Below are 24149 nucleotides of genomic sequence, written 5' to 3'. Positions count from 1 at the left end.
GCGGTTAAAATAATTTTATTTTTTCTCTTCTATTGTCTCTGTTGATTTTTGAATTTCTTTGCCAACATCTTGCTCACTTGAATTCAACATAACAAAATCCGCAGCCATTTTTTCTGCTTCTTTTAAGAAGAAATCTGGCGCTTCATAATCTTTCGGTAAATCATCAATATCATTTAATGCTTTTTTACCTTCTCGTTTAAAACGATCATTAATATCTTTTAAACGTCTTGCATCATCTTTATCGTTTTCAGCTTTACGCGTTTGATAATTCAACGATAAGAATTTACGATCACGGCGCTCATTACGAATTTTTAAATCTTCGTTTAATGCGATAAACTCAGGATCTTTAGCAATACGATCAAGATGTTTTTGATTTAATACATCAACATCTTTACGCGCATTGCCAACTTCTTTATAAGTTGCAGATGGAATTTTATCCCACGGCAATGCATTATCTTCTTTATCTTCGCCGTACTCTTTCGCATCGATAATTTCAGGGAAATTAATATCTGCCGCCACACCTTTTAACTGAGTTGATCCACCATTAATTCGATAGAATTTTTGGATGGTATATTGCAATAAACCTAACGGCGTCTGATCCAAATCATACACAAAATTCAAAGGGCGACTTTGCTGAACGGTACCTTTACCATAAGTATTTTGTCCAATAACAATACCGCGGTTGTAATCCTGCATTGCCGCTGCAAAAATTTCTGATGCAGAAGCACTGTAACGGTTAATCATGACCAACAAAGGGCCTTTATATTGTTGCTCGGCATCATCGTCTTCATGTACACGAATTCGTTGATAGGCATCACGTACTTGCACAACAGGACCATTCGTAATAAACAAACCACTTAAAGCAACCGCTTCTGTTAATGCACCACCACCGTTCTCACGCAAATCAATAATTAACGCATCGGCTTTTTGTTTTTCTGCTTTAACCAATAATTTTTTAACATCATCAGTTAAACCAATATAGAAACTTGGCACCTTGATTACCGCAATATTTTTACCATCGGCTTTATCCATGGTTAATTTTGCGGCTTGATCTTCAATGCGCACTTTATCGCGCACTAAAGTAATAATACGGGATTTTCCACCTTTAGACGGCTCAATTTCTAACCGCACTTTTGTGCCTTTTTTACCTTTGATTTTCTCAACGATATCTTCTAAACGCCAGCCAACGATATCTTCAATTTCACCTGTTGATTGGCCCACACCAATAATTTTATCTCCAGGATGTAATTTTTTACTTTTCTCCGCAGGTGCGCCAGGAACAAGTGATTTAATACTTGTTTCATCATCTTCTGATTGTAACGTTGCCCCAATCCCCTCAAGAGAAAGATTCATACTTTCGTTAAAACTTTTCGCGGTTCTTGGTGCAAGATAGCTGGTATGAGGGTCAATTTCACGAGCAAATGCATTCAAATAAGTTTGAAGAATATCATCAGCCTTCGTTTGAGTTAAACGGCGAATTGCCAAATTATAACGTTTGGTGAGTTTTGTTTTAATTTCTGACCATTTTTTATCTTTTAATTTAAGATTAATAACGTCATTTTTTACTCGCTCTTCCCAAAGTTTGTTAGCTTCCTCTTCGGTTTTCGGAAATGCTGCTTTTTCACGATCAATTTCAATTTGATCCTGGCCATTCAAATTAGGCTCTTTATCTAATAAAGACAACGCATAAGCATAACGTTCATAACGACGCTTCATCATTACATCATAAATATCAAAAGCAGCAGAAAGATCACCTTGATTTAACTGGTCATCCAACTTAGCGCCATATTTTTGACGAAGTTCATCTACATCAGATTGCAAAAAGGTGTTATGGCTAAAATCAATATTTTTGATATAACGATCAAAAATCTTCTCAGAAAAAGCATCATCCAATGAGATCTTTCGATAATGCGATTGGGTTAATCGAGTCGTTGCACGCTTAGTCGCCAACTGATTCTCTTCGCTTGCTGTTGGAATAGTGATATCGCTCAGTTTTAATTTAGGCTGCACAGCCAAAGCAGGCACAGAGCCGATTAACAATACCGATAACAATGCGCTAGTAATCACATTTTTTGAAATATTAGATCTCATAACCTTTCCCGAGTAGAATTAAATCATTATGCAAATAAACGATCTGCAGCTACGCTCATAACCAAACCGTTTTCAAGTTCAACACGTGCTGAGTCTTTTAGCACTTCCACTACTGTTGCTTTTTTCGCATGATCACCAGCTTTCACTTTCACCACAGAACCAACAGAAATTTGTGAAAAATCAACCGCACTTAATGAGGGCTTATTGAAATGTTTAGCATTTTTATTTGCAGGTTTACGTGGGCGTTGTTTTTGTTGTGCTTTTTTCGCTACAGCCTCAGCTTTACGTTTTTCGGCAACACGCGCTTTAGCATCTGCAAGCTGTTGAGCTGCATGGGCTACATGTTCAGCTTCTAACACGCCGGCTGGATTACCTTGTAAATCTACGCGCACTGCGCCTTCGCGACAGCCATGTAAATAACGCCAATTTGATGTGTATTGACGAAGAGCCTGACGCAACTGAGTTTTGCTTACACGCTCATCATCTTGTAATGCTTCCGCTAAATCTTGGAACAGACCAATTTTTAATGGTTTTGCTTCGCCTTCTAAAATAAAGCAAAGTGGGAATTTTTCAGCCAAATACGCAATAATATCTTTTGTATTGGTTAGTTTTTGTGAATTTACTTGCGCATCAGTGGTCTGAACGCCAGATTGAGAATCAGTCATGTTAGTTATCCTAGGGTAAATATAAACCGACCTAGTTTATCGCACTTTTTACAAAATTTACAATGAATCAAAACATTGTGAATAAATTTTGCACAAAAATAGTCAAGAACACTTCCCATATATACTTAAACAAGGCTAAAATGACCCGTTTTTAACAACCGAATAAAAGATAATCTTTCGTGCAAGAATCAAACCTCACACAAAAATCATTTCAAATTATAAAATGCGAAGAATGTGATGTTAGCGTAGAAACACCTTTAATATTAAATAAAGATGAACAAGCTGAATGTCCACGTTGTCATCACCATTTAGCGACAGGTGGGCGTTGGTCTGTTCATCGTTGTGCTATGGTTGCTTTATCGATCCTTATTTTGATGCCATTTGCCTTGGGTTATCCCCTATTAAGTCTTCATTTGTTAGGTGTAAAAATTGATGCATCTATTTGGGAAGGTATTTGGAAAATGTCAGTGGCAGGCTATGAATACACTGCCTTTATGGTGTTTATCTGTGCCGTTGTGATGCCAATTACCTTTGCAATTTTAGTCATCATGCTCTGGATTGCAAAAATTTTGCATATTAAACCACGTAGTGTTTTGCTTTTTTTAGGTTATATAAAACCTTGGGTTATGTTTGATGTTTATTTAGTTGCGCTAGGCGTGACGATGTTCAAGGTGCGTGAATATGCAACACTGGAAATTAATGTTTATTTAATTCCCTTTATTTTCACCGCACTTTTGACAACCTTACTTTTTATCAAATTAAACCTTAAAGCATTATGGAAAGAGTTTTATCCCGAAAATGAACCCGCTTATGATGCAAACAACATTGAATTATGTAATGCTTGTAACTATACATTTTCAAAAAACGGTATTCATTACGATAAAAAGAACAACCCACGATGTCCGCGCTGTTTATCGCCTGTTCATATTTCAGATAATATTAAGTTACAACGCACTTGGGCAAGTTTAATTGCAGGGATTATTATGCTTTTCCCAGCAAATTTATTACCCATATCAGGCATTTATTTAACAGGAGCACTCTCTGAAGATACATTAATATCTGGTGTAATTTCTTTTGTTAACATGGGCAGTTATTTTGTTGCTTTCGTGGTATTCTTTGCGAGTATTTTTGTCCCAATCAGTAAAGCGGCAATCTTACTTTACTTACTAAGTTGTGTTCATTTTAAATGGCAACATTCTATAAAATGGCAAATACGTTTATTGCATATTGTGCATTTCGTTGGGCGCTGGTCGATGCTAGATTTATTTGTATTAGCCTTAATGATGTCACTAGTAACTAGGGGTGAAATTATTAATTTTACCGTTGGTCCTGGCGCATTTTACTTCGGCGCTGCCGTATTTTGCAGCATGATTTCAACCTCACAATTTGATAGTCGATTAATTTGGAAAATTTATGACAGAGAAAAATAGTTCTTCAATGAAAGATCAACATACAGAAATTACAGCGGCAGTACGAAAAACTCGTCGTATTTCTCCATTTTGGTTACTTCCCTTTATTGCATTATGTATTGGGGCAATTTTATTCTTCCAAATTGTTAAGGAACGTGGCACAAGCATCACGATTACCTTTACCAATGGCTCTGGTATCGTTGCGGATAAAACACAAGTTCGCTACCAAGGTTTGCAAATTGGTGTGGTGAAAAAAGTAAATTTCACAGATAACATGCAAAAAGTGGAAGTTGTTGCCAATATCAATCCTGAAGCGTCAAGTATTTTACGTGAAAATACAAAATTCTGGCTTGTTCAACCAAATGTTTCACTTGCAGGAATTTCAGGTTTAGATTCTCTCGTATCAGGCAATTACATCACTCTTCAACCGGGTGATGGCGATCACGAAGACGAATTTATTGCGGAAGAACAAGGCCCCATTGCCCAAGTTTCGCCTGGAGATTTATTGATTCACTTAATTTCTGATGACTTAGGCTCAATTTCCATCGGTGCATCCGTCTATTTTAAAAAACTACCTGTAGGAAAAATTTACGATTACCGCATTAATAAAGACAATAAAGTGCAAATAGATGTGGTGATTGATAAAGCCTATGCACAGTTTGTGAAAAAAGATTCACGTTTTTGGAACATCAGTGGCATTAACGCTAACATTAGCCCATCAGGCTTAAATCTAAATGTAGAAAGTTTAAATGCGGTTGTACAAGGTGCTGTTTCTTTTGACTCTCCAGCTGATAGCCCAAAAGCAGATGAAAATAGTCATTTCACGCTCTATACCAATTTAAAAGCCGCAAAACGTGGCATTGAAGTCAACGTAAATATACCTGCATCTGCTGGTCTCGTTGCAGGACAGACCGAGGTTTATTCTCAAGATAATCCTATCGGGATTCTTTCTAAAATAAGTGCGGTTGAAAATAACGATGAAATTTTAGAAGGCAGTTTATTGATAGATCCAAACCAAGCCTCTTTATTTAAAGCGAATAGCAAAATTGTACTTCGCAATAAAAAAACGGATCTTGGTAATTTAGCAGATCCAAAAAAATTCTTTCGTGGCGAATATTTTGATGTCATTGCTGGAGATGGTGAAACTAAGCATCAATTTGATGTCATTAAAGAAAATGAGTTATTACTCAATGCACCTAATACATTAGTTTTAACACTCACCGCACCAGAAAATTATGGTGTAAGTGAAGGTCAAAATGTGTTTTATAACAACATGCCAATCGGACAAATTGTTTCACAAAAAGTGGATATAAATGGTGTGCAATTTAAGGCAGCAATTGCATCTGAATATCGCAATTTAATTCACGAAAACACACAATTTGTCGCAGCAACCAACTTTGATATCAGCGTTGGATTAGACGGATTGCGTTTTGAATCCGCGACACCAGAAAAATGGTTACAAGGTGGCGTACGAGTACTAACGAAACAAGGTCAGGGAAAAGCTAAAGATAGCTATCCGCTTTATCAAAATATCAGCAACGCTGAACATGGCATCATAGGAAATATTCTTACGCCAACGATAACCTTACACACCCAAACGTTACCAAGCATTGATAAAGGTTCTCTCGTACTATATCGTCAATTTGAGGTGGGAAAGATTTTAAATATTAAACCTAAAACTAATAGCTTTGATGTGGAGGTTTATATTTATCCTGCCTATCAACATTTGTTGACCGATAAAAGCCGATTTTGGGTAGAAAGTGCGGCGAAAATTGATATCACACCGAAAGGAATTAGCATTCAAGCTACGCCACTTGCGCGTTCATTAAAAGGTGCGATTAGCTTTGATAATAGTGGTTCGGGCAATAATCGAACACTTTACGCAAATGAAAGTTATGCAAAATCCATCGGGCTTGCCATCACCTTAACGGCAGATGATGCAACCAATCTTAGCAAAGGGATGAGTCTGCGCTATTTGGGTCTAGATGTGGGGCAAATTGACAGTATTCAGCTTGATGAAAAATCTAAACGCATCACTGCAAAAGCATTAATCAACCCTAATTATATGAATATGATTGCAAAAGAAGGTTCTAACTTTACGATTATCTCACCACAAATTTCAGCAGGTGGAGTAGATAACCTTGATAGCTTATTACAACCTTATATCGATATTGAAATTGGGAATGGTAAACCAAAAACGCAATTTAATTTATCTCAAACAGCTCCACAACGTAATAAATTTAGTAATGGTACGCCATTTATTTTAGAAACACGCGATGCAATGAATTTAAGTGAAGGATCACCAATTCTTTATCGAGGCGTAGAAGTGGGTACAGTGAAAAAATTTGAGCTTAACAGTCTTGGTGATCGCGTCTTAGTGCATATCGCAATCATGACGAAATATAGCCATCTTGTTCGACAAAATACAGAATTTTGGATTGCATCAGGCTATGACTTTACCTTAGGCTGGAAAGGTGCGGTATTTAATACGGGAAGTGTTCAACAGTTGCTAAAAGGTGGTATTTCTTTCTCTACACCATCAGAAAAAGAAATTCAACCACAGGCGCAGCCAAACAAACGTTTCTTGCTCCAGATAAAACGCCCAGAAGAAGTACAAACTTGGGGAAGCGGCGCGTTACCACAATAAATAAAAATGGATTAAACGGTAAAAGGTTTAATCCATTTTTATTATCGATTTAAATAATCCAATAAATTTTTCCACTGTAATTGCATATCTTTCACACCAAGTTCATACATTGCCTGCAATTTATTGGGATCTTTTTCAATACGCTTAATCTTCAAATCAACAGAAGGTCGAATAACAAAAATATCGCCTTTTTCTGCTAGCTTAATCACATTTTCAACTTGTCGATTATACATGGCATAACGCTGATTTACGGCATCTGCAAAATGTGGATAACGTCGATAAAACCATTTAGCAATCCAAGAAGTCATTGACTTAGATTTTCGATAATCTAAAGTGCGGGTAAGAATAACAATGATTTTATCGTATCCTAGCTTCTGTATTTGTTCGACAGGAATAGAATCCGCAATGGCACCATCCAAATAAGGAATGCCGTCTATCTCAACTGGCCTAGAAACATAAGGCATAGCGGAAGTGGCACGCAACACTTCCATTTGCGCCAAAGGATCTGTTAATTTGACATATTCCGCTTGAGCGGTTTGTAAATTAGTCACAGCTACATAAAAATCGATATCTGATTCTTTAAACGTTTTATTATCAAACACATCATATTTGAAAGGTACTTCATAAAAAGCAAAGTCTTTATTCACGATATTTCCAGTGCTCACCAAACTTTTAAAACTGATATAACGCTTATCTGATATAAATTTCTTGTTATAACGAATTGCCCGCCCTTTTTGCCTAGAAGGATAATTAACACCAAACAATGCACCTGCAGAAACAGAAATGATACCATCAACCCAAAAATCTTTATCTAAGAAGGTATCTAGTACTCCCGCGGTGTACATGCCTCGCATCGCTCCACCCTCTAACACTAAGCCAATTTTCATTGATTTTTTAACTTCTTCCATTTGAAAACAACACATAAAAATATTGCGTGCCATTTCTGAACACGCAATTATTTGAACAATCTGGATTAATCCCGTTTCCGACTCAGCAACCACCAAATCATCACGATAAATAGCAAACTTGGCATTAGCGCACCGAAAACAGCAGGCATGTTATAAACAACGCTCATTTGCCCGAAAATTTCATTTACTACATAGAACAAAAAGCCAAAACAGATGCCCGTTACAATTCTTGCCCCCGCCGTCACACTGCGTAGTGATCCAAAAATAAAAGATAATGCCAATAACATCATTACGCCAACAGATACAGGTTGGAAAATTTTTCGCCAGAATGTGAGTTCAAAACGACTCACATCTTGACCTGTTTCACGTAAAAATGAAATGTAATTATACAAACCTGAAATAGACAGTGATGTAGGACGTAAAGAAACAGCGCCTAATTTATCTGGCGTTAAATTTGTTTCCCATTTTTCCGATAAGCGATTACTTGTCGTGATTTCATCTTTGGTAATCATAGAATGGTTTACTTGACGTAAAGTCCATTTACTTTCATCTTCCGAATAACTTGCTTGGTTAGCATGTTTCAACTCCGTCAAATTACGATGCTGATCAAAAGTATAAATATAAATATCGTTTAATTTTGCGTCATCGGTAACACGTCTAACAAACACAAAATTATTACCATCTTTTGCCCAAACGCCATTTTTCATGGAAAGCATTGAACCACCAGAAAGCGCTCGAGCACGCATATCACGTGCGAACTGTTCTGTTTGCGGAATTCCCCACTCACCAATCACCATGGTTAATAAAACTAACGGTAATGCAGTTTTCATCACTGCCATACCAATTTTAAAACGAGAAAATCCAGCAGCTTGCATAACAACGAGTTCGCTTCGACTCGCAAGGTTGCCCAAAGCCATTAGCGCACCAAGCAATGCAGCCATAGGAAAGAAAGTTTCAATGTCTTTTGGAATGGTTAAGCCAGTAAAAGCCACCGCTTGCCAAATATCATAAGTGCCTTTACCTACGCTACGAAATTGTTCTACAAATTTGATAATGGCAGAGAGTCCAACCAATGTAAGCAAAGTGGCAAAAATTGAGCCGAGAATACTTTTTCCAATATAACGATCGAGGGTATTCATCATTTGCTTATCCTTTTCTACTGAATAAATGACGGAATTTATACATCGCAGCGCTATCCCAACCGTTTAACACGATACCAAGCAACAAAAAGCCAATATTAACAAGAGGCATAAAAATAGCAGCATCTAATTTTCCTGCTGCCCCCGCAGATTTAAAGGAACTTTGTAATAAAAAATAAATTAAATAGAGTAAAAGTGCGGGTAAAATTTTGGCAAATCTACCTTGTCGAGGATTTACACGACTTAACGGCACAGCAATTAACGCCATGAGTGGAACCGCAAGGATTAATGTAATACGCCAATGCAATTCAGATTTCGCAGAAGGAGAATCTAAACCGATAAGTTGAGACAATGTTAATTCCGCGACTTCATCATTCGTATTTTCTGTTTCCTGATGCCCTAAATAGGCTTGATATTCATCAAAATGCGTAATGCGGAAATCAGGAAAAAGAGACGTGCCTTCAACTCGTTGCGTATTTTGTAAATTCAGAATTTGATCGCCATTTGGCAGCGCTTTTAATTCGCCTTTTTCAGCAGTTACGACGGATGGTTTCGTTTGTCCTTTTGGCGCAGTTTGGAACAAATACACGTCATTAATTTGATTTCCTTTGATACTATCAATAAATAAAACAAAATTGTTGTTATTTGTTGACATAAACTGACCAGAAGAAAGTGCCCCCATTGTTGGATTCGCTTTGGCATCTTCTACGATTGCCGCTTGTTTTTGAATTGACCAAGGCGAAAGCCACAAGACGTTATAAGCAGCAAGTCCCGCAGTAATCAATGAAAGCATTAACGCCACACGCACTAAAACACGCTGTCCGACACCACAAGCACGCATCACCGTTATTTCACTTTCCGCATAAAGACGCCCAAAAGTGAGTAAAATCGCAATAAACAAACATAATGGCAACATTAATTGCGCCATAGCAGGCATGCCTAGCCCTAGCAAGGAAAATACCAAGTCAGCCGGCACTTTACCATTAGCCGCAGATCCCAGTACGCGCACTAACTGCTGAGAGAAAAATATCAGCAATAAAATGAACAAAATGGCGACTTGGCTCTTAAATACTTCTTTCGTTAAATATCGAATTAAAATCATCTTATTTCGTTTATTTTTCTAAATCTAAAACGGGGGAAAACTGGATAAAATCGGTCGCGTATGATACCTTATTTTCGCTGAATTAAACAGAAATTTAAGGACATCAAATGAAATATCAAGCAAAAAACACCGCACTTTCTCAAGCTGGTGATTGCATTGTTTTAGGCGTATATGAGAACAATGAATTTTCAAAAAGTTTCCATGAAATCGATCAATTAACCCAAGGCTATTTAAACGACTTAGTGAAATCAGGTGAGCTAACAGGCAAATTATCCCAAACCGTTTTACTTCGAGATCTTCAAGGTTTATCTGCTAAACGCGTATTAATCGTTGGCTGTGGCAAAAAAGGAGAACTCACGGAACGTCAATATAAACAAATCATCCAAGCTGTATTAAAAACGCTAAAAGAAACCAACACACGTGAAGTCGTTTCTTATTTAACTGAAATTGAATTAAAAGATCGCGATCTTTATTGGAATATTCGCTTTGCCATTGAAACGATTGAACACACCAATTATCAATTTGATCATTTCAAATCTCAAAAACCAGAAACCTCTGTTTTAGAATCTTTCATCTTCAATACGGATTGTGATCAAGCCCAACAAGCTATTTCTCACGCCAATGCGATTAGCTCAGGCATAAAAGCAGCACGCGACATCGCAAATATGCCACCAAATATTTGTAATCCTGCTTATCTTGCTGAACAAGCAAAAAATTTAGCAGAAAATTCTACCGCACTTTCGTTGAAAGTTGTGGATGAAGAAGAAATGTCAAAACTTGGAATGAATGCTTATCTTGCCGTCTCAAAAGGCTCTGAAAACCGTGCTTATATGTCTATTTTGACATTCAATAATGCACCAGATAAAAATGCCAAACCCATTGTACTTGTCGGCAAAGGATTAACCTTTGATGCAGGCGGTATTTCACTTAAACCTGCTGCTGACATGGATGAAATGAAATATGACATGTGTGGTGCAGCTTCTGTCTTCGGCACAATGAAAGCCATTGCACAGTTGAACTTGCCATTAAACGTTATTGGTGTTTTAGCAGGTTGTGAAAATCTGCCTGATGGCAATGCTTATCGCCCAGGCGATATTCTCACTACCATGAACGGTTTAACCGTAGAAGTGCTCAACACCGATGCGGAAGGTCGCTTAGTCCTTTGTGATGCCCTCACTTATGTTGAACGTTTTGAACCAGAACTCGTTATTGATGTTGCCACCTTGACAGGTGCTTGTGTGGTTGCCCTTGGTCAACACAATAGCGGCTTAGTTTCTACAGATAACGAGCTTGCCAATGCACTGCTCCAAGCGGCAACAGAAACCACAGACAAAGCGTGGCGTTTACCATTAAGCGAAGAATATCAAGAGCAACTGAAATCACCTTTCGCCGATCTTGCCAACATTGGCGGGCGCTGGGGTGGCGCAATTACTGCTGGTGCATTTTTGTCTAATTTCACGAAAAAATATCGCTGGGCACATTTAGACATTGCAGGTACGGCTTGGCTACAAGGCGCAAATAAAGGCGCAACTGGCCGCCCTGTTTCTTTATTAACACAATTTTTGATTAATCAGGTTAAATAAAATAGACATGAAAATAACCGCACTTTTGAAAAGTGCGGTTATTATTCATATTATTTCCCCGAACGATACGCCTTATCCATCGCCATAATCACCTCTCGTACCACTTTTTTCTGCTCTTGTGGCAAATTCAAGAACATTTGAAAAAGCGTCTGATCCTGATAACTTGCCGCACTTTCCCAAATATGCTTATTCGGTTCTTTTTTCTTTTCTAATTTTGCAACTTGATAGGCCTTTTCATCTGATACTAATTCTTGAATATCAATTTCTAACCATTTCGCTAAGGTTTGTAAGCGAGCAAGCGAAGGCAATCCCTCTCCTCTTAACCAGCGTGCGACAGCGTGCAAACCAATCGGCTTACCATAATGACGTAAGTTAAATTCACGCTCAATTACCGAGGCTTTTGGTTCATAGCCCTTCTCAATCAAGATCCGACGTAAATTTGTTGCAAATTTTTCTTTTTCATTCATATCTGCAACTTTAAACAGATCTTTTTGATTTACGAAAATCTTGATCAAAAATTACGTAACAATTATTATAATTACGCATTAAATTACGTTTAAAGTTACGTTAATTACGTTATGACCAAACAAATTAAATCAAAACAGCGTGTTTCGGATCACGGGGAAGTGTTTACTCGTGAGCAAGAAGTCAATGCGATGTTAGATCTTATTGAACAAAGACCGTTGCAAGATGAAGCAACTTATCTAGAACCGGCTTGTGGTGATGGGAATTTCTTAATTGCCATTTTGAAAAGAAAGTTGGCAAAGGTAGAAAAATTATACAAAAAGCATCAACGTAAATATGAATTTTATGCTATTCGTGCCCTGTATTGTCTTTATGGCATTGAATGCCTAGAAGATAACGTAGATGCTTGTCGAATGCGTTTATTTCACTATATGCAACAGCAATATGAACTACTTTATTCAGAAATAAACGAAAAATACTATGTCGTGTTAAAGCATATTTTAGAACTTAATATTGTTCACGGTGATGCACTTTCAATGACTTATGTCAAACCTAATGAGGATGGTGAATATGAAATGCTAACGTTTCCTCATTGGACTGCACAAGAAATGGGCTCTGGCTACTTGAAGTGGAAAATTAAACGCCATGATTTTACTTTCAAAAATTTAGTAGATCAGCGTGTTCAACCCTATCAATCACTTTCAAAACAAGAATTTAAAAGCTGCTATTTTCTGGACATTCAAAATGCAAAACTCATCGATAAACTATAACCCTGACGTGCTTTCTTGCTTGGCGAATTTATCAAATGATGAAGTGTTCACTTCGCCTGCACTTGCCAATCAAATGTTGGATTTATTGCCGCAAGAATTATTCCGTTCATCAAAAACAACATTTCTCGATCCTTCCACTAAATCAGGCGTGTTTTTACGAGAAATTGCCAAACGATTATTGGAAGGACTGAAAGACGAAATTCCCGATTTACAAAACCGAATCAACCATATTCTAACCAAACAAATTTTTGGCTTGGGTATCACCGAACTCACTGCTTTACTTGCCCGTCGCACGCTTTATTGCAGCCGTGAGGCCAATGGAAAATTTTCTGTTTGTGAGGGATTTAACGACCCGCAAGGCAATATTTTTTATTCTCCGCTAAAACACCAATGGGAAAATGGACGTTGCGTGAAGTGCGGTGCAAGCGAAAAAGTTTATGACCGTAGTGATGAATTAGAAAACCACGCCTATTCCTTTATTCATCAAGATTTAGCCAATATCAATGAGAAATTACCCGTGAAATTTGATGTCATTATCGGCAATCCGCCGTATCAGTTGAGTGATGGTGGTGCACAAGCCAGTGCCAAACCGATTTATGATCAATTTGTGCAACAAGCCATTAAATTACAGCCGAAATACCTTTCGATGATTATTCCGGCAAGATGGTTTACCGGTGGGAAAGGTTTAGATGATTTTCGTGATCAAATGCTCAACGACCGACGAATTTCAGAAATTCATGATTTTCCAAATTCAAGTGATTGCTTCACTGGTGTAGAAATTAAAGGAGGGGTTTGTTATTTCCTTTGGGAAGAACAACACAACGATGATTGCTTAATTGCGACCCACGAAAAAAATTCGCAAATTTCTGAAATGAAACGACCGCTTAAAGAAGAGGGATTAGATTTTTTAATTCGTTATAACAGTGCGGTTCACATTTTAAGGAAAGTAAAAGAAAAAGAAGAAAAAAGTTTTAGTGATTTAATTAGCGGAAGAAAACCATTTGGGTTAGCAACAAATTTTAAAGGAAATTCTGTACCTTATAAATCATCAGCTCATAATGTAAAACTTTATCAAAATAAAGGTACTGGTTATGTAAAACAAGAAGATATCCCTGTTAATAAGCAATGGATTCATGCTCATAAAGTTATAGCACCTTATGCCGTGGGCTCTGGAGATAGTAAAACTGATTGGGTAAAACCGATTTATGCCGAACCCAATACCGCTTGCACGGAAACTTATCTTGTTATGGGACCATTTGAAGATAAGCAAACTTGTGAAAATGTAATGAGTTACATTAATACGCGTTTTTTCCATTTTATGCTTACGCTCAAGAAAAATACCCAACATACCACTAAAAAAGTCTATGAACTTGTTCCAATGCAAGACTTCTCTAAACCATGGACAGACAAAGAACTCTATGAAAAATATCAATTAACGCAAGCAGAAATTGAATATATTGAATCAATGGTTCGCCCGATGACAAATGAATAACACTCAAGATCCCCCTCTTTAGAAAAGAGGGGTTAGGGGAGATTTGATTGCGATCTTAATTTCTCATGAGCTTCGTTTTCACTCCTGCCAAATCTCCCCCTGCCCCTCTTTGCTAAAGAGGGAAGTTTTTGAGCAAAATTTATATTTTATATGCCTATAATATCACAAAGGAAAAACAATGAGCTATCTTTCACCGCTACGTCGCCCGAGAATTTATGCCTACGCTGACACCCGTTATCCCGATTGCCTAAAAGTTGGTTACACCACAAGAACCGTAACGGAACGCTTAAAAGAACAATATCCTGTTGCGTTACCTTCTCAAAGCTACCGAGTTGAACTAGACGAAGAGGCAATTCGCGAAGATGGCTCATTTTTTACTGATCACGAAGTGCATCAGGTTTTGCTGAAACATGGCGTAGAACGTCTTGATGGAGAATGGTTTAAATGTGATTTAAAAGCAGTACAAGCGGCATTATTGGAAGTAAAAACGGGCGTAGTGCAGAAACGCCAAACGATTTTTAACTTCGGCATGCGACCTGAACAGCAAAGTGCGGTAGAAAAAGCGGTTGATTATTTCCAAAATTTTGCAAACGACCCACTTAATCAAGATAAAATTCCCCATTTTCTTTGGAATGCCAAAATGCGTTTTGGGAAAACCTTTGCAGCGTACCAATTAGCAAAAAGAATGGGGTGGAAGAAAGTGTTAGTACTAACGTTTAAACCTGCAGTACAAAACGCGTGGCAAGAAGATTTACAAAATCACCTTGATTTCCAAGATTGGGCGTTCGTGACGGTAGAAAAAGATTGGCAAATGAATGCGAATTTTCCGCAGGTTTGTTTTGGTTCGTTCCAAGATTATTTGGGCAAAAGCAAAGCGGGTGGGATTAAGCTCAAAAATGAATGGGTACACGCTATCAATTGGGACTGTGTGATTTTTGATGAATATCACTATGGGGCGTGGCGAGACAAGGCGAAAGATCTCTTTGCCGATAACGATTGGGAAAAAGAGCAATCCAAGCAACAGCAAGCCGAAGCGCTCGAAATGGAGCTTGATTCGCTCAACTACTTTGATGAGGAATTGTTGCCAATTACCACAGATCATTACCTTTATTTATCGGGTACGCCATTCCGTGCCATCAATTCGGGCGAGTTTATTGAAGAGCAAATTTTCAACTGGACGTATTCCGATGAACAAAAAGCCAAAAATGCGTGGGAGGGTGAAAATAACCCTTATTTAGCCTTGCCGAAAATGGTGATGCTGACTTACCAATTACCCGATGAAATTCGTGAAGTTGCCTTAAAAGGAGAGTTTGCTGAGTTTGATTTAAACGTATTTTTCTCTGCTACAGATGAAGGAGAAAAAGCGAAATTTAAATACCAAAATGAAGTGCAAAAATGGTTAGATCTCATTCGTGGGCAGCTACTTTCTACTACGGTAGATAATCTCAAAATGGGCGCAGAACGCCCACCAATGCCATTTAGTGATGCCAATTTATTAGGCAGTTTGTTACACACACTTTGGTTCTTACCAAATGTGGCAAGCTGTTATGCAATGCGGAATTTATTAACTCAACCGCAAAATACGTTTTATCACAATTATCAAATTATTGTGGCGGCAGGTAATGAAGCAGGCATGGGGGCTGATGCATTAATTCCCGTGAAAAAGGCGATGCAAGATCCGCTTAAAACCAAAAGTATTACGCTTAGCTGTGGCAAATTAACGACAGGTGTATCCGTTGCACCTTGGGCAGGGATTTTTATGTTGCGAAACCTTACCAGCCCTGAAACCTATTTCCAAGCAGCTTTCCGTGTGCAAACTCCTTGGGTATTACGTGGACAAGATCCGAATAATCCCAATGCACAATGTATTCTAAAAGAGAATTGCTATGTGTTTGATTTCGCACCAGACCGAGCATTGCGACAGCTTGCCTATTACAGCTGCCAACTGAATACGGAGAGCATTAACCCTGAGCGTAAAGTGGCAGAGTTTATTCAGTTCTTGCCTGTGTTGGCATATGATGGAAGTTCAATGCGACCAATTGATGCATCGGGCATTTTAGATATGGCGATGAGTGGCACAACGGCAACACTTTTGGCACGTCGTTGGGAAAGTGCGTTGTTGGTGAACGTGGACAATGACACACTTAGAAAACTGAAAAATAACGATCAGGCAATGAAAGCATTGATGAATATTGAAGGCTTCCGTCAGTTAAATTTAGATTTAGAAACCATCATCAATAAATCAGAAGCAGTTAAAAAAGCGAAAAAAGAGGCTGGAGATAATCCAACATCACAACAGAAAAAAGATATTTCGGAGGAAGAAAAAGCGGAGAAAAATTTGCGTAAACAGATTCAAGAAAAATTGATGAAGTTCGCCACCCGTATTCCGATTTTTATGTATTTGACCGATTACCGCGAATATATGTTAGAAGATGTGATCCGCCAACTAGATAGCGAATTATTTAAAAAGGTGACGGGCTTAACGCAAGCCGATTTTGATTTGTTAGTCAGCCTTAATTTGTTTAACAAAGGTTTGATGAACGATGCGGTGTTTAAATTCAAACGCTATGAAGATAGCAGTCTTGAATATACTGGTATTGTGAAACATCATCCAGAACAAATCGGCCTTTATGATACCACTGTGGATATTCGGGAATACCGAGGAGCGTATTAGTTTGAAAAACGGTGGATATATAGATTATTCACCGTTATCAATAACATTTAACAGTCAATAGGACGTGATATTCACATCACCGACACCGCTTTAATTTGAACATAGACATCTTGCCCAACAGCAAAACGCAGTTCATTTTGGGCCCATTTACTGATGCTTGCCCAAATCTTATGCCCTTCCACTAATACAGCAAGATCCACTCGAGAATCTTGTATCTCAATTTGTGCAACTTGGCCACGTAAAATATTACGAATGCTTGTTTGTTCTGGCTTTTGCAATGTGATAGAAACATCTGAACTATAAATACAAACTCGCACTCGCTCGCCTACATTCGCGGGCACTTGATGAATCCAAAGCGCTTGTTCGCCTAACGAAAGTGCGGTCATTTTATAAGGTGGATTATGCAAATGAACGGGCAAGGCAAGCACACTACTCTGTTCGCTTTCTCCTTTCCAAGGGACAAAAATAGCACTATTCCAAATTTTTTCTACGCTGTCATAGGCTTTCACAATGCCGTTTTCCATCAGCACAACGCGATCAGCTAAACGTAACAATTCGTCCAAGCTATGTGTAACATATAAAATCGGGATATTAATTTCTTTAGAAAGACGTTCCAAATATTGCATTAGCTCGCGTTTGCGGGGAACATCAAGGGCTGAAAGTGGTTCGTCCATCAGTAAAATGTCAGGCTCAGCCAACAATGCTCGACCGATTGCGACACGCTGCTTCTCACCACCAGAAAGCGTGAGCGGATAACGCTTTAATAAATGAGTAATACCGAGAAGATCCACAATATAGTTAAAATCATCTTGCGAGACATTTTTCATGCCATAGCGCAAATTACCTTTCACGGTATAGTGAGGAAATAAACGCGCATCTTGGAATACATAGCCAATTTTACGCAAGTGGGTCGGCAATGATTCCTGCGTTTCCATATCCACTAAAGTGCGGTCATTTAAACGGATGAATCCTTCGTCTGGTTGTATCAAGCCACTGACAAGATTAATCAGCGATGTTTTGCCTGAGCCAGACAAACCGAAAATAGCTGTCACACCTTGATCTGGCACTTGTATATTCGCTTGCAAGGCAAGTTGCCCGAGCTGTTTTTTCACATTAATCTGCAACATGTCCTTGTCCTAATTTTTTCTGCATTCGCTTGCTCAACCACTCTGACAATAGCAAAGAAATCAATGAAAGAATGATAGCAAATAAACATAAGCGAGCGGTTTGTTCTTCTGCTCCCGGTGTTTGAATAAAAGAATACATCGCAAGTGGAATCGTTTGAGTTTCGCCTGCAATGTTCGATACAAACGTAATGGTCGCGCCAAATTCCCCTAATGATCGCGCAAAACCAAGAACAAGCCCAGCTAAAACCCCCGGTAAAGAAAGCGGCAAGGTTATTGTAAAAAATACACGCCAAGCGGAAGCACCGAGTGTTTGCGCCGCTTGCTCCAATTTAATATCAATATTTTCTAAAGAAAGTCGAATCGCCCGAACAACCAATGGAAAAGCAACCACGGCAGAGGAAAGCACCGCCCCTTTCCAACTAAAACCAAAAGATAAGCCAAACCACTGATATAAATACTTACCAATGAAACCATTACGTCCCATTGCCACAAGCAATAGATAACCGATAACCACAGGTGGCAACACTAAAGGCAAATGAATTACGCCAGTAATCAGGGATTTTCCATAGAAGTTTTTACGCGCTAAGAGCCACGCCACAAAAATGGCTAACGGCAAACTCCAAAGCATAGAACTGACTGCAACACTCAGGCTTAAATTAATCGCTGAGATTTCCATTGGAGTCAGATTGAAAAATGAAAAAAATTGGGTAAGCAAAATGAATCCTTATCTAAATAGCCTCTCTTTAAATCCCTTGTTTATGGGAATATCCCACATTGATGAGAGGTAAGATGCTCTATAATAACAAAAGGGCAGAAATATCCGCCCTTCATGACTATTAAGATTCTATCTTATTTTGCAGAGAAACCATACCCTACAAGCACTTTCTTCGCAGCATCTGATTCTAAATATTTCAAGAAATCGCGAGAATCCGCATTATCATGACCTTTTACAATAGAAACAGGATAAACAACTGGTTTATGGCTATCCGCAGGGAACACTGCAACAGTTTTAACTTGTTGGCTAACTTTTGCATCAGTGCTGTACACAATACCGTAAGGTGCTTCTGCACGTTCAACTAAAGCTAATGCGCCACGAACATCTTTAGCACGCGCTAAACGATCTTGCACTTTATCCCATAAATTTAATTTGGTTAATGCTTCTTCTGCATATTGACCTGCTGGTACGTGCGCAGGATCGCCAACAGATAAATAGCTATCTTTTAATGCATTGATCCATTCACCTTTAGCAATATCCACAGAATTTACCGCACTTTTTGCTGGTGCGATTAATACTAAATCATTGCCCACTAAAACTTTTTCGGTTTCTTTTACGGTTAAATCTTTTTCAGAAAGATATTTCATCCATTTATTGCTTGCAGAAACAAAAATATCTGCTGGCGCGCCTTCTTCAACTTGTTTTGCTAAAGTTGAAGAAGAAGCGAAAGAAAATACCACTTCATTTTTCGGATTTTGTTTTGCGTAATCTTTTGCAACTTGTTGTAAAGCATCTGTCATTGAAGCAGCTGCAAATACAGTCACTTTAGCGGATGCTGCAAAAGAAAAGCCTAATCCTGCGATTAAAAGTGCGGTTGAAATTTTAGTTAATTTTTTCATGAATCATCTCCTATGGTAGAACGTTATTTACTTTATTATATATCAATGAAAGTATATAAAGAAAGTGTGAAACACAAAAAAGAACTACCCATTTTTAGTAAAAAACCTATTAAACAATAGGATGATTTTGCTTTTAAAAGATCGTTATAACAAATCTTAAGATTAGTTCCAGAAGAAATTTTATCTCATTCTATTTTTCCAGTAGAATACTCGAATCATCACTGGGGAGAACCAAAATGAAAAACACCGAAATTTTACTCACCATTAAACTTCAACAAGCACTTTTTATCGATCCAAAACGAGTGCGTTTACTCAAAGAAATTCAACAATGCGGTTCGATTAATCAAGCAGCGAAAAATGCAAAAGTGAGCTATAAAAGTGCGTGGGATCATTTAGAAGCCATGAATAAAATCAGTCCTCGCCCATTGCTTGAACGAAATACAGGTGGAAAAAATGGCGGAGGTACGGCGCTGACCACTTATGCCGAGCGCTTATTACAGCTTTATGATTTATTAGAACGTACGCAAGAACACGCTTTTCATATCCTACAAGATGAATCCGTTCCGTTAGATAGTTTGCTAACGGCAACCGCACGTTTTTCTTTACAAAGTAGCGCACGCAATCAATTTTTTGGACGAGTGGCACAACAAAGAATCATTGACTCTCGTTGTGTTGTGGATGTGAATGTGCAAGGATTACCAACGCCGTTGCAAGTTTCTATTACCACAAAAAGCTCGGCTCGTTTGAAACTCATTACGGAAAAAGAAGTGATGCTGATGTTCAAAGCGCCGTGGGTAAAAATTAGTGAAAAACCACTGGATAATCAATCTAATCAGTTCCCTGTAAATATCAAATCACTAAATGAAGAAGAAGCTATCCTTCAATTTGCTGAAAACGATATTGAATTTTGTGCCACAGTCCACCAGCCGAATCAATGGCAAATCGGGCAACAGGTTTGGATTCACATTGATCAAGAGCAAATTATTTTAGCAACGCTAGGTTAATCCCAAAGTGCGGTAAATATTGGAAGAACATTTTAATCTCATAAAAAAACAGGCTTGATGCCTGTTTTTTCTTATCAAATAAAACCCAAAACTAATTAGAAAGATTTTTTACAATCAGCGTAATGCCATCCACACGTTCAACTTCAATCAATGCACCAACCGTGAGATTATCGCCCTGAATACGCCAAGTTGTATCTCCAAAAGCGCCTCGACCAATTCCATTCGCTCCAACTTCCTGAACAATGCCTTGTTTACCAAGTAAAGCATGATCGCGTTGATTTAATGTTGAATGAGATTGATCATGACGATCTTTACCATGTTGATATTTCCACCAAATCACAGAAAGTATACAAGCTAATAGCGCGTAAAAAATAGCAAGTGAGGCAAGGGAAAGGTTTGGAAAAAGAAATTGTACAAATGCCGTCACTAAAGCCGCTAATCCCCACCATAGCAAAAATATCCCAGGTGTAAGCACTTCACCAATAAGCAAAATAAAGCCTAAAATCAGCCAATGCCAAAGCGTCCAATTTATTAACCAATCCGCCATAGATTCTCCTATTCATTGTAAGGGCTTTTTATTACAAAAGTACGGCGATAAACGATTAAAAAAATCACCGCACTTTATCTAAATTAAGATTTTTTATCGCCCTTTAATAACTCCGCAATACCTGCAACAGAACCAATTAAATTGCCAGCTTCTAATGGCATAAGCACGACTTTACTGTTTCCTGAACTACCGATTTCTTTCAATGCTTCTGTGTATTTTTGTGCAATAAAGTAGTTAATCGCTTTGGTATCACCGCTGGTAATTGCTTCTGATACCATCTGCGTTGCTTTTGCTTCAGCTTCCGCGGCACGTTCTCGAGCTTCAGCTTGTAAAAAGGCTTCTTGTCGCTCCCCTTCTGCTTTTAGAATTCTAGCTTGTTTTTCACCTTCAGCACGAAGAATCTGAGCTTGACGAATCCCCTCAGCCTCTAATACTTCAGCACGTTTATTTCGTTCCGCTTTCATTTGAGCATTCATAGAATCAATCAATTCACGAGGCGGACGAACATCACGAATTTCAATACGCGTTACTTTAATCCCCCATGGATTTGTCGCTTCATCCACAATAGCCAATAATCGACTATTAATAGAATCACGTTGGGAAAGCATTTCATCAAGCTCCATCGAGCCAAGCACGGTTCGAATATTTGTCATGGTTAAATTGATGATAGCTTGTTCCAAATGGTTTACTTCATAAGCCGCACTTCGGGCATCAATCACTTGGACAAAACAAACCGCGTCAATAGAAACATTGGCGTTATCTTTAGAAATCACTTCTTGGGAAGGAATGTCTAAAACTTGTTCCATCATATTAATTTTACGGCCAATACGATCAACAAAAGGCACCACTAAATTTAGCCCAGGCATTAACGTTCTTGTGTAACGACCGAAACGTTCGATTGTCCAGTTATAGCCTTGTGGTACGGTTTTCACTGTAGAAAACAAAATTAATGCGACTAATATCACAAAAATTAATGTAGAAATAGCGAATCCATCAAGCATATTTTTCTCCTTTATTAGGGTAGATTTAATGAAAAAAGTCTATCAAATCCACCCATACTTTTATAGCCTATTTTATATAATATTAAGGCAATTTTGCCACTACTGCATAGCCTTCAATTAAGCCTTCCACTTCATAAGAAGCACCTGCGGTAATGAAAGCTGACTCACCTTGTTTCAAAGAAAGTGCGGTCGTTTCTGAACGTAAATTTAACTGGCCCTTCATCACCAATAAAATACTCGCACTTTGTGCTTTTAAATGATGCGTTTCACCACATTCATATTGAATATTTTGCAAAGCGAAATCTTGTGCAGGCGTAGCATAAGTAAATATGCGTGCGTCTTGAGGTGCTGACGGGATAATTTTAGGCTCCACTTCACGACAATCGACAATTTTAAGCAATTCTGGAATATTCACATATTTAGGCGTTAAACCACCGCGAATCACATTATCTGAACAAGCCATCAGTTCAATATTTTGCCCGCGTAAATAAGCGTGCGGAATGCCAGCATATTGGTAAATTCCCTCGCCTTTTTTGAGGTGCACAATATTAAACAAATAGAAACAAATTAAACCTGCATCTAATTTATCTAAAGAAATATTCATTGCATCAATGGTATAAAGCACCCAATAATCTGGATTAGTTAAATCCAGATTATTAGCCTCATAAGCAGTTTGATTTTCCAACAGAATTGGGGAAAGCCATTGGTGTAGCTGAGCTTGTTCTGCTTGCATAATATCGGCATAGAAAGCATGTAAATCTTGTTCATGCAATTTTTTTGCAAGCGGGACTAAAGATGATCGTGCCTCTAAAGTTTCGATAATGTCCGATTTATTTTTAAAACCATGCAACAACCAGAAATCAGATAAAGCAATCATCATTTCAGGTTTATGATTGTTATCTTTATAAGTTCGTGTTGATGCTTTTAAATCAATGCCTTTCGCATTTTCTTCCGCAAAGCCTATTTCAGCTTGCGTTTTTGTTGGATGAAGTTGAATGGAAAGAGGTTGGGCGACATCAAGAATTTTTAATAAATAGGGTAATTCATCACCAAAACTTGCTCGGCTTTGTGCGCCAAGTGCGGTAGGATTTTTCTGTAAAAATTCAGTAAGTAATACATTTTTACCATCGACTTCAATGCTTGAAGGCGCAGAATGATGTGCGCCTAACCACCATTCAGCATAATATTGATTTTCTTCTGCAGGAATATTCAGTAATTGAGGAATATATTGATGCCCTCCCCATACGTAATTTTGGAGTGAGCCTGTAAGTTTATAGATCATTTTTAATTTTTCCGTTGAATCCTATCTACACCACAGTTTTATTTACATAAATAAAAAATCCGCACAAAGGCGGACTTTTTTATCGTAAAGAAATTATTTAGTTAAGCTTAATACCACTGACTCTCCAGCAACGACTTCACCTGATTTTTTCACGATGCAAGAAATTTCATCCATATTAGAAATAACAACTGGCGTTAACACAGATTTTGCTTTTGATTCTAATAAAGGAAGATCAAATTCAATCACGGTGTCACCGCGTTTAACAGATTGACCTTCTTGCGCAATACGAGTAAAGCCTTCACCTTTTAGCTCAACGGTATCAATACCAAAGTGTACAAATAATTCTACACCTTCTTTTGATTCCATTGAGAAAGCATGATTGGTTTCAAAAATTTTACCAATCACACCATCCACTGGCGCAACGATTTTGTTACCGGTAGGACGAATAGCAACACCATCACCCACGATTTTTTCAGAGAAAACTACATCAGGAACATCTTCAATATTTACAATCTCACCAGAGATAGGTGCATAAATTTCAACTTCCACAGATTTGTTTTCTTTTGAACCGAATAACTTGTCAAATAAGCCCATTTTAATCTCCTATCAATTCATAGATGGCTGTTATT

The 24149-nt window shown here is 38.1% G+C and carries 20 protein-coding genes; 7 read left to right on the top strand and 13 right to left on the bottom strand.

Annotation, left to right across the window (positions count from 1 at the left end; translation table 11 throughout):
- Positions 1 to 15: 15 nt before the first annotated feature.
- Positions 16 to 2091, bottom strand: coding sequence for a carboxy terminal-processing peptidase (gene prc / locus A8M50_RS03720; protein ID WP_005645081.1), 2076 nt, complete (start codon positions 2089 to 2091; stop codon positions 16 to 18).
- A gap of 26 nt (positions 2092 to 2117) precedes the next feature.
- Positions 2118 to 2756 (bottom strand): RNA chaperone ProQ, encoded by a 639-nt coding sequence (gene proQ, locus A8M50_RS08955; RefSeq protein WP_005644693.1) that lies wholly within the window; start codon positions 2754 to 2756, stop codon positions 2118 to 2120.
- 179 nt (positions 2757 to 2935) lie between these two features.
- Here proQ and A8M50_RS03710 point away from each other — a divergent pair, with 179 nt between their 5' ends.
- Complete coding sequence (locus A8M50_RS03710) at positions 2936 to 4186, top strand: PqiA/YebS family transporter subunit (protein ID WP_005637125.1); 1251 nt, start codon at positions 2936 to 2938, stop codon at positions 4184 to 4186.
- Positions 4170 to 6812 carry a PqiB family protein gene (locus tag A8M50_RS03705; RefSeq protein ID WP_005644946.1) on the top strand — a complete coding sequence of 881 codons (2643 nt, stop codon included), beginning with the start codon at positions 4170 to 4172 and terminating at the stop codon, positions 6810 to 6812. The genes A8M50_RS03710 and A8M50_RS03705 overlap by 17 nt, the downstream gene beginning before the upstream one ends.
- A gap of 41 nt (positions 6813 to 6853) precedes the next feature.
- Here A8M50_RS03705 and A8M50_RS03700 read toward each other — a convergent pair whose 3' ends face one another.
- From A8M50_RS03700 to lptF, 3 genes are all read right to left on the bottom strand, one after another.
- Positions 6854 to 7699 (bottom strand): patatin-like phospholipase family protein, encoded by an 846-nt coding sequence (locus A8M50_RS03700; protein ID WP_032826513.1) that lies wholly within the window; start codon positions 7697 to 7699, stop codon positions 6854 to 6856.
- 86 nt (positions 7700 to 7785) lie between these two features.
- Entirely contained in the window at positions 7786 to 8862 is a 1077-nt protein-coding gene (lptG, locus tag A8M50_RS03695; RefSeq protein ID WP_005644998.1) for an LPS export ABC transporter permease LptG, read from the bottom strand.
- Positions 8863 to 8866: 4 nt separating this feature from the next.
- On the bottom strand, positions 8867 to 9961 hold the full coding sequence (gene lptF / locus A8M50_RS03690; RefSeq protein WP_005644696.1) for an LPS export ABC transporter permease LptF: 1095 nt from the start codon (positions 9959 to 9961) through the stop codon (positions 8867 to 8869).
- Positions 9962 to 10068: 107 nt separating this feature from the next.
- Here lptF and A8M50_RS03685 point away from each other — a divergent pair, with 107 nt between their 5' ends.
- On the top strand, positions 10069 to 11544 hold the full coding sequence (locus A8M50_RS03685) for a leucyl aminopeptidase (RefSeq protein WP_005644888.1): 1476 nt from the start codon (positions 10069 to 10071) through the stop codon (positions 11542 to 11544).
- 50 nt (positions 11545 to 11594) lie between these two features.
- On the opposite strand, the gene A8M50_RS03680 is transcribed toward A8M50_RS03685, so the two are convergent.
- Entirely contained in the window at positions 11595 to 12059 is a 465-nt protein-coding gene (locus A8M50_RS03680; RefSeq protein ID WP_009500992.1) for a hypothetical protein, read from the bottom strand.
- Positions 12060 to 12122: 63 nt separating this feature from the next.
- On the opposite strand from A8M50_RS03680, the gene A8M50_RS03675 reads away from it, so the two are divergent.
- The 3 genes from A8M50_RS03675 (at position 12123) to A8M50_RS03665 (ending at position 16945) form a co-directional block, all read left to right on the top strand.
- Positions 12123 to 12779, top strand: a complete 657-nt coding sequence (locus A8M50_RS03675) for a DNA methyltransferase (protein WP_005644837.1) — start codon at positions 12123 to 12125, stop codon at positions 12777 to 12779.
- On the top strand, positions 12754 to 14271 hold the full coding sequence (locus A8M50_RS03670) for an Eco57I restriction-modification methylase domain-containing protein (RefSeq protein ID WP_005644710.1): 1518 nt from the start codon (positions 12754 to 12756) through the stop codon (positions 14269 to 14271). Before A8M50_RS03675 ends, A8M50_RS03670 begins: the two co-directional genes overlap by 26 nt.
- Before the next feature lie 178 nt (positions 14272 to 14449).
- Positions 14450 to 16945, top strand: coding sequence for a DEAD/DEAH box helicase (locus A8M50_RS03665; protein ID WP_005645089.1), 2496 nt, complete (start codon positions 14450 to 14452; stop codon positions 16943 to 16945).
- 71 nt (positions 16946 to 17016) lie between these two features.
- On the opposite strand, the gene modC is transcribed toward A8M50_RS03665, so the two are convergent.
- The 3 genes from modC to modA form a co-directional block, all read right to left on the bottom strand.
- The gene (gene modC, locus A8M50_RS03660) at positions 17017 to 18072 is read right to left on the bottom strand and encodes a molybdenum ABC transporter ATP-binding protein ModC (RefSeq protein ID WP_032826505.1); all 1056 of its coding nucleotides are present in this window, start codon (positions 18070 to 18072) and stop codon (positions 17017 to 17019) included.
- A complete protein-coding gene (gene modB, locus A8M50_RS03655; RefSeq protein ID WP_005644756.1) occupies positions 18059 to 18787 on the bottom strand; it encodes a molybdate ABC transporter permease subunit in 729 nt (242 codons plus the stop codon). Before modB ends, modC begins: the two co-directional genes overlap by 14 nt.
- Before the next feature lie 134 nt (positions 18788 to 18921).
- Complete coding sequence (gene modA, locus A8M50_RS03650; RefSeq protein WP_005644814.1) at positions 18922 to 19686, bottom strand: molybdate ABC transporter substrate-binding protein; 765 nt, start codon at positions 19684 to 19686, stop codon at positions 18922 to 18924.
- Between the two features lie 236 nt (positions 19687 to 19922).
- On the opposite strand from modA, the gene A8M50_RS03645 reads away from it, so the two are divergent.
- Positions 19923 to 20690 (top strand): TOBE domain-containing protein, encoded by a 768-nt coding sequence (locus A8M50_RS03645; protein WP_005644935.1) that lies wholly within the window; start codon positions 19923 to 19925, stop codon positions 20688 to 20690.
- 91 nt (positions 20691 to 20781) lie between these two features.
- Here the strand turns inward: A8M50_RS03645 and A8M50_RS03640 are convergent, their stop codons facing one another.
- The 4 genes from A8M50_RS03640 to crr form a co-directional block, all read right to left on the bottom strand.
- Entirely contained in the window at positions 20782 to 21237 is a 456-nt protein-coding gene (locus A8M50_RS03640) for an NfeD family protein (RefSeq protein ID WP_005645000.1), read from the bottom strand.
- Between the two features lie 83 nt (positions 21238 to 21320).
- The gene (locus A8M50_RS03635) at positions 21321 to 22238 is read right to left on the bottom strand and encodes an SPFH domain-containing protein (protein WP_005628412.1); all 918 of its coding nucleotides are present in this window, start codon (positions 22236 to 22238) and stop codon (positions 21321 to 21323) included.
- 82 nt (positions 22239 to 22320) lie between these two features.
- Entirely contained in the window at positions 22321 to 23520 is a 1200-nt protein-coding gene (manA, locus tag A8M50_RS03630) for a mannose-6-phosphate isomerase, class I (protein WP_005644780.1), read from the bottom strand.
- A 93-nt stretch (positions 23521 to 23613) separates the two neighbouring features.
- The gene (gene crr / locus A8M50_RS03625; RefSeq protein WP_005635907.1) at positions 23614 to 24114 is read right to left on the bottom strand and encodes a PTS glucose transporter subunit IIA; all 501 of its coding nucleotides are present in this window, start codon (positions 24112 to 24114) and stop codon (positions 23614 to 23616) included.
- Between the last annotated feature and the right edge of the window lie 35 nt (positions 24115 to 24149).

Source organism: Haemophilus haemolyticus (genome assembly GCF_001679045.1).
Classification (GTDB): domain Bacteria; phylum Pseudomonadota; class Gammaproteobacteria; order Enterobacterales; family Pasteurellaceae; genus Haemophilus; species Haemophilus haemolyticus.
Note: the sequence above shows the minus strand (reverse complement) of the source record. Positions and strands in the feature narration are given on the sequence as shown.

Bases quoted from the DNA above. Each gene is read 5' to 3' on its own strand.
- A8M50_RS03665 (WP_005645089.1), top strand. From the start codon at position 14,450: ATGAGCTATCTTTCACCGCTACGTCGCCCGAGAATTTATGCCTACGCT.
- proQ (WP_005644693.1), bottom strand. From the start codon at position 2,756: ATGACTGATTCTCAATCTGGCGTTCAGACCACTGATGCGCAAGTAAAT.
- modC (WP_032826505.1), bottom strand. From the start codon at position 18,072: ATGTTGCAGATTAATGTGAAAAAACAGCTCGGGCAACTTGCCTTGCAA.
- prc (WP_005645081.1), bottom strand. From the start codon at position 2,091: ATGAGATCTAATATTTCAAAAAATGTGATTACTAGCGCATTGTTATCG.
- A8M50_RS03705 (WP_005644946.1), top strand. From the start codon at position 4,170: ATGACAGAGAAAAATAGTTCTTCAATGAAAGATCAACATACAGAAATT.
- A8M50_RS03635 (WP_005628412.1), bottom strand. From the start codon at position 22,238: ATGCTTGATGGATTCGCTATTTCTACATTAATTTTTGTGATATTAGTC.
- manA (WP_005644780.1), bottom strand. From the start codon at position 23,520: ATGATCTATAAACTTACAGGCTCACTCCAAAATTACGTATGGGGAGGG.
- crr (WP_005635907.1), bottom strand. From the start codon at position 24,114: ATGGGCTTATTTGACAAGTTATTCGGTTCAAAAGAAAACAAATCTGTG.
- A8M50_RS03685 (WP_005644888.1), top strand. From the start codon at position 10,069: ATGAAATATCAAGCAAAAAACACCGCACTTTCTCAAGCTGGTGATTGC.
- lptG (WP_005644998.1), bottom strand. From the start codon at position 8,862: ATGATGAATACCCTCGATCGTTATATTGGAAAAAGTATTCTCGGCTCA.
- A8M50_RS03675 (WP_005644837.1), top strand. From the start codon at position 12,123: ATGACCAAACAAATTAAATCAAAACAGCGTGTTTCGGATCACGGGGAA.
- A8M50_RS03670 (WP_005644710.1), top strand. From the start codon at position 12,754: ATGCAAAACTCATCGATAAACTATAACCCTGACGTGCTTTCTTGCTTG.
- A8M50_RS03645 (WP_005644935.1), top strand. From the start codon at position 19,923: ATGAAAAACACCGAAATTTTACTCACCATTAAACTTCAACAAGCACTT.
- lptF (WP_005644696.1), bottom strand. From the start codon at position 9,961: ATGATTTTAATTCGATATTTAACGAAAGAAGTATTTAAGAGCCAAGTC.
- modA (WP_005644814.1), bottom strand. From the start codon at position 19,686: ATGAAAAAATTAACTAAAATTTCAACCGCACTTTTAATCGCAGGATTA.
- A8M50_RS03640 (WP_005645000.1), bottom strand. From the start codon at position 21,237: ATGGCGGATTGGTTAATAAATTGGACGCTTTGGCATTGGCTGATTTTA.
- A8M50_RS03700 (WP_032826513.1), bottom strand. From the start codon at position 7,699: ATGAAAATTGGCTTAGTGTTAGAGGGTGGAGCGATGCGAGGCATGTAC.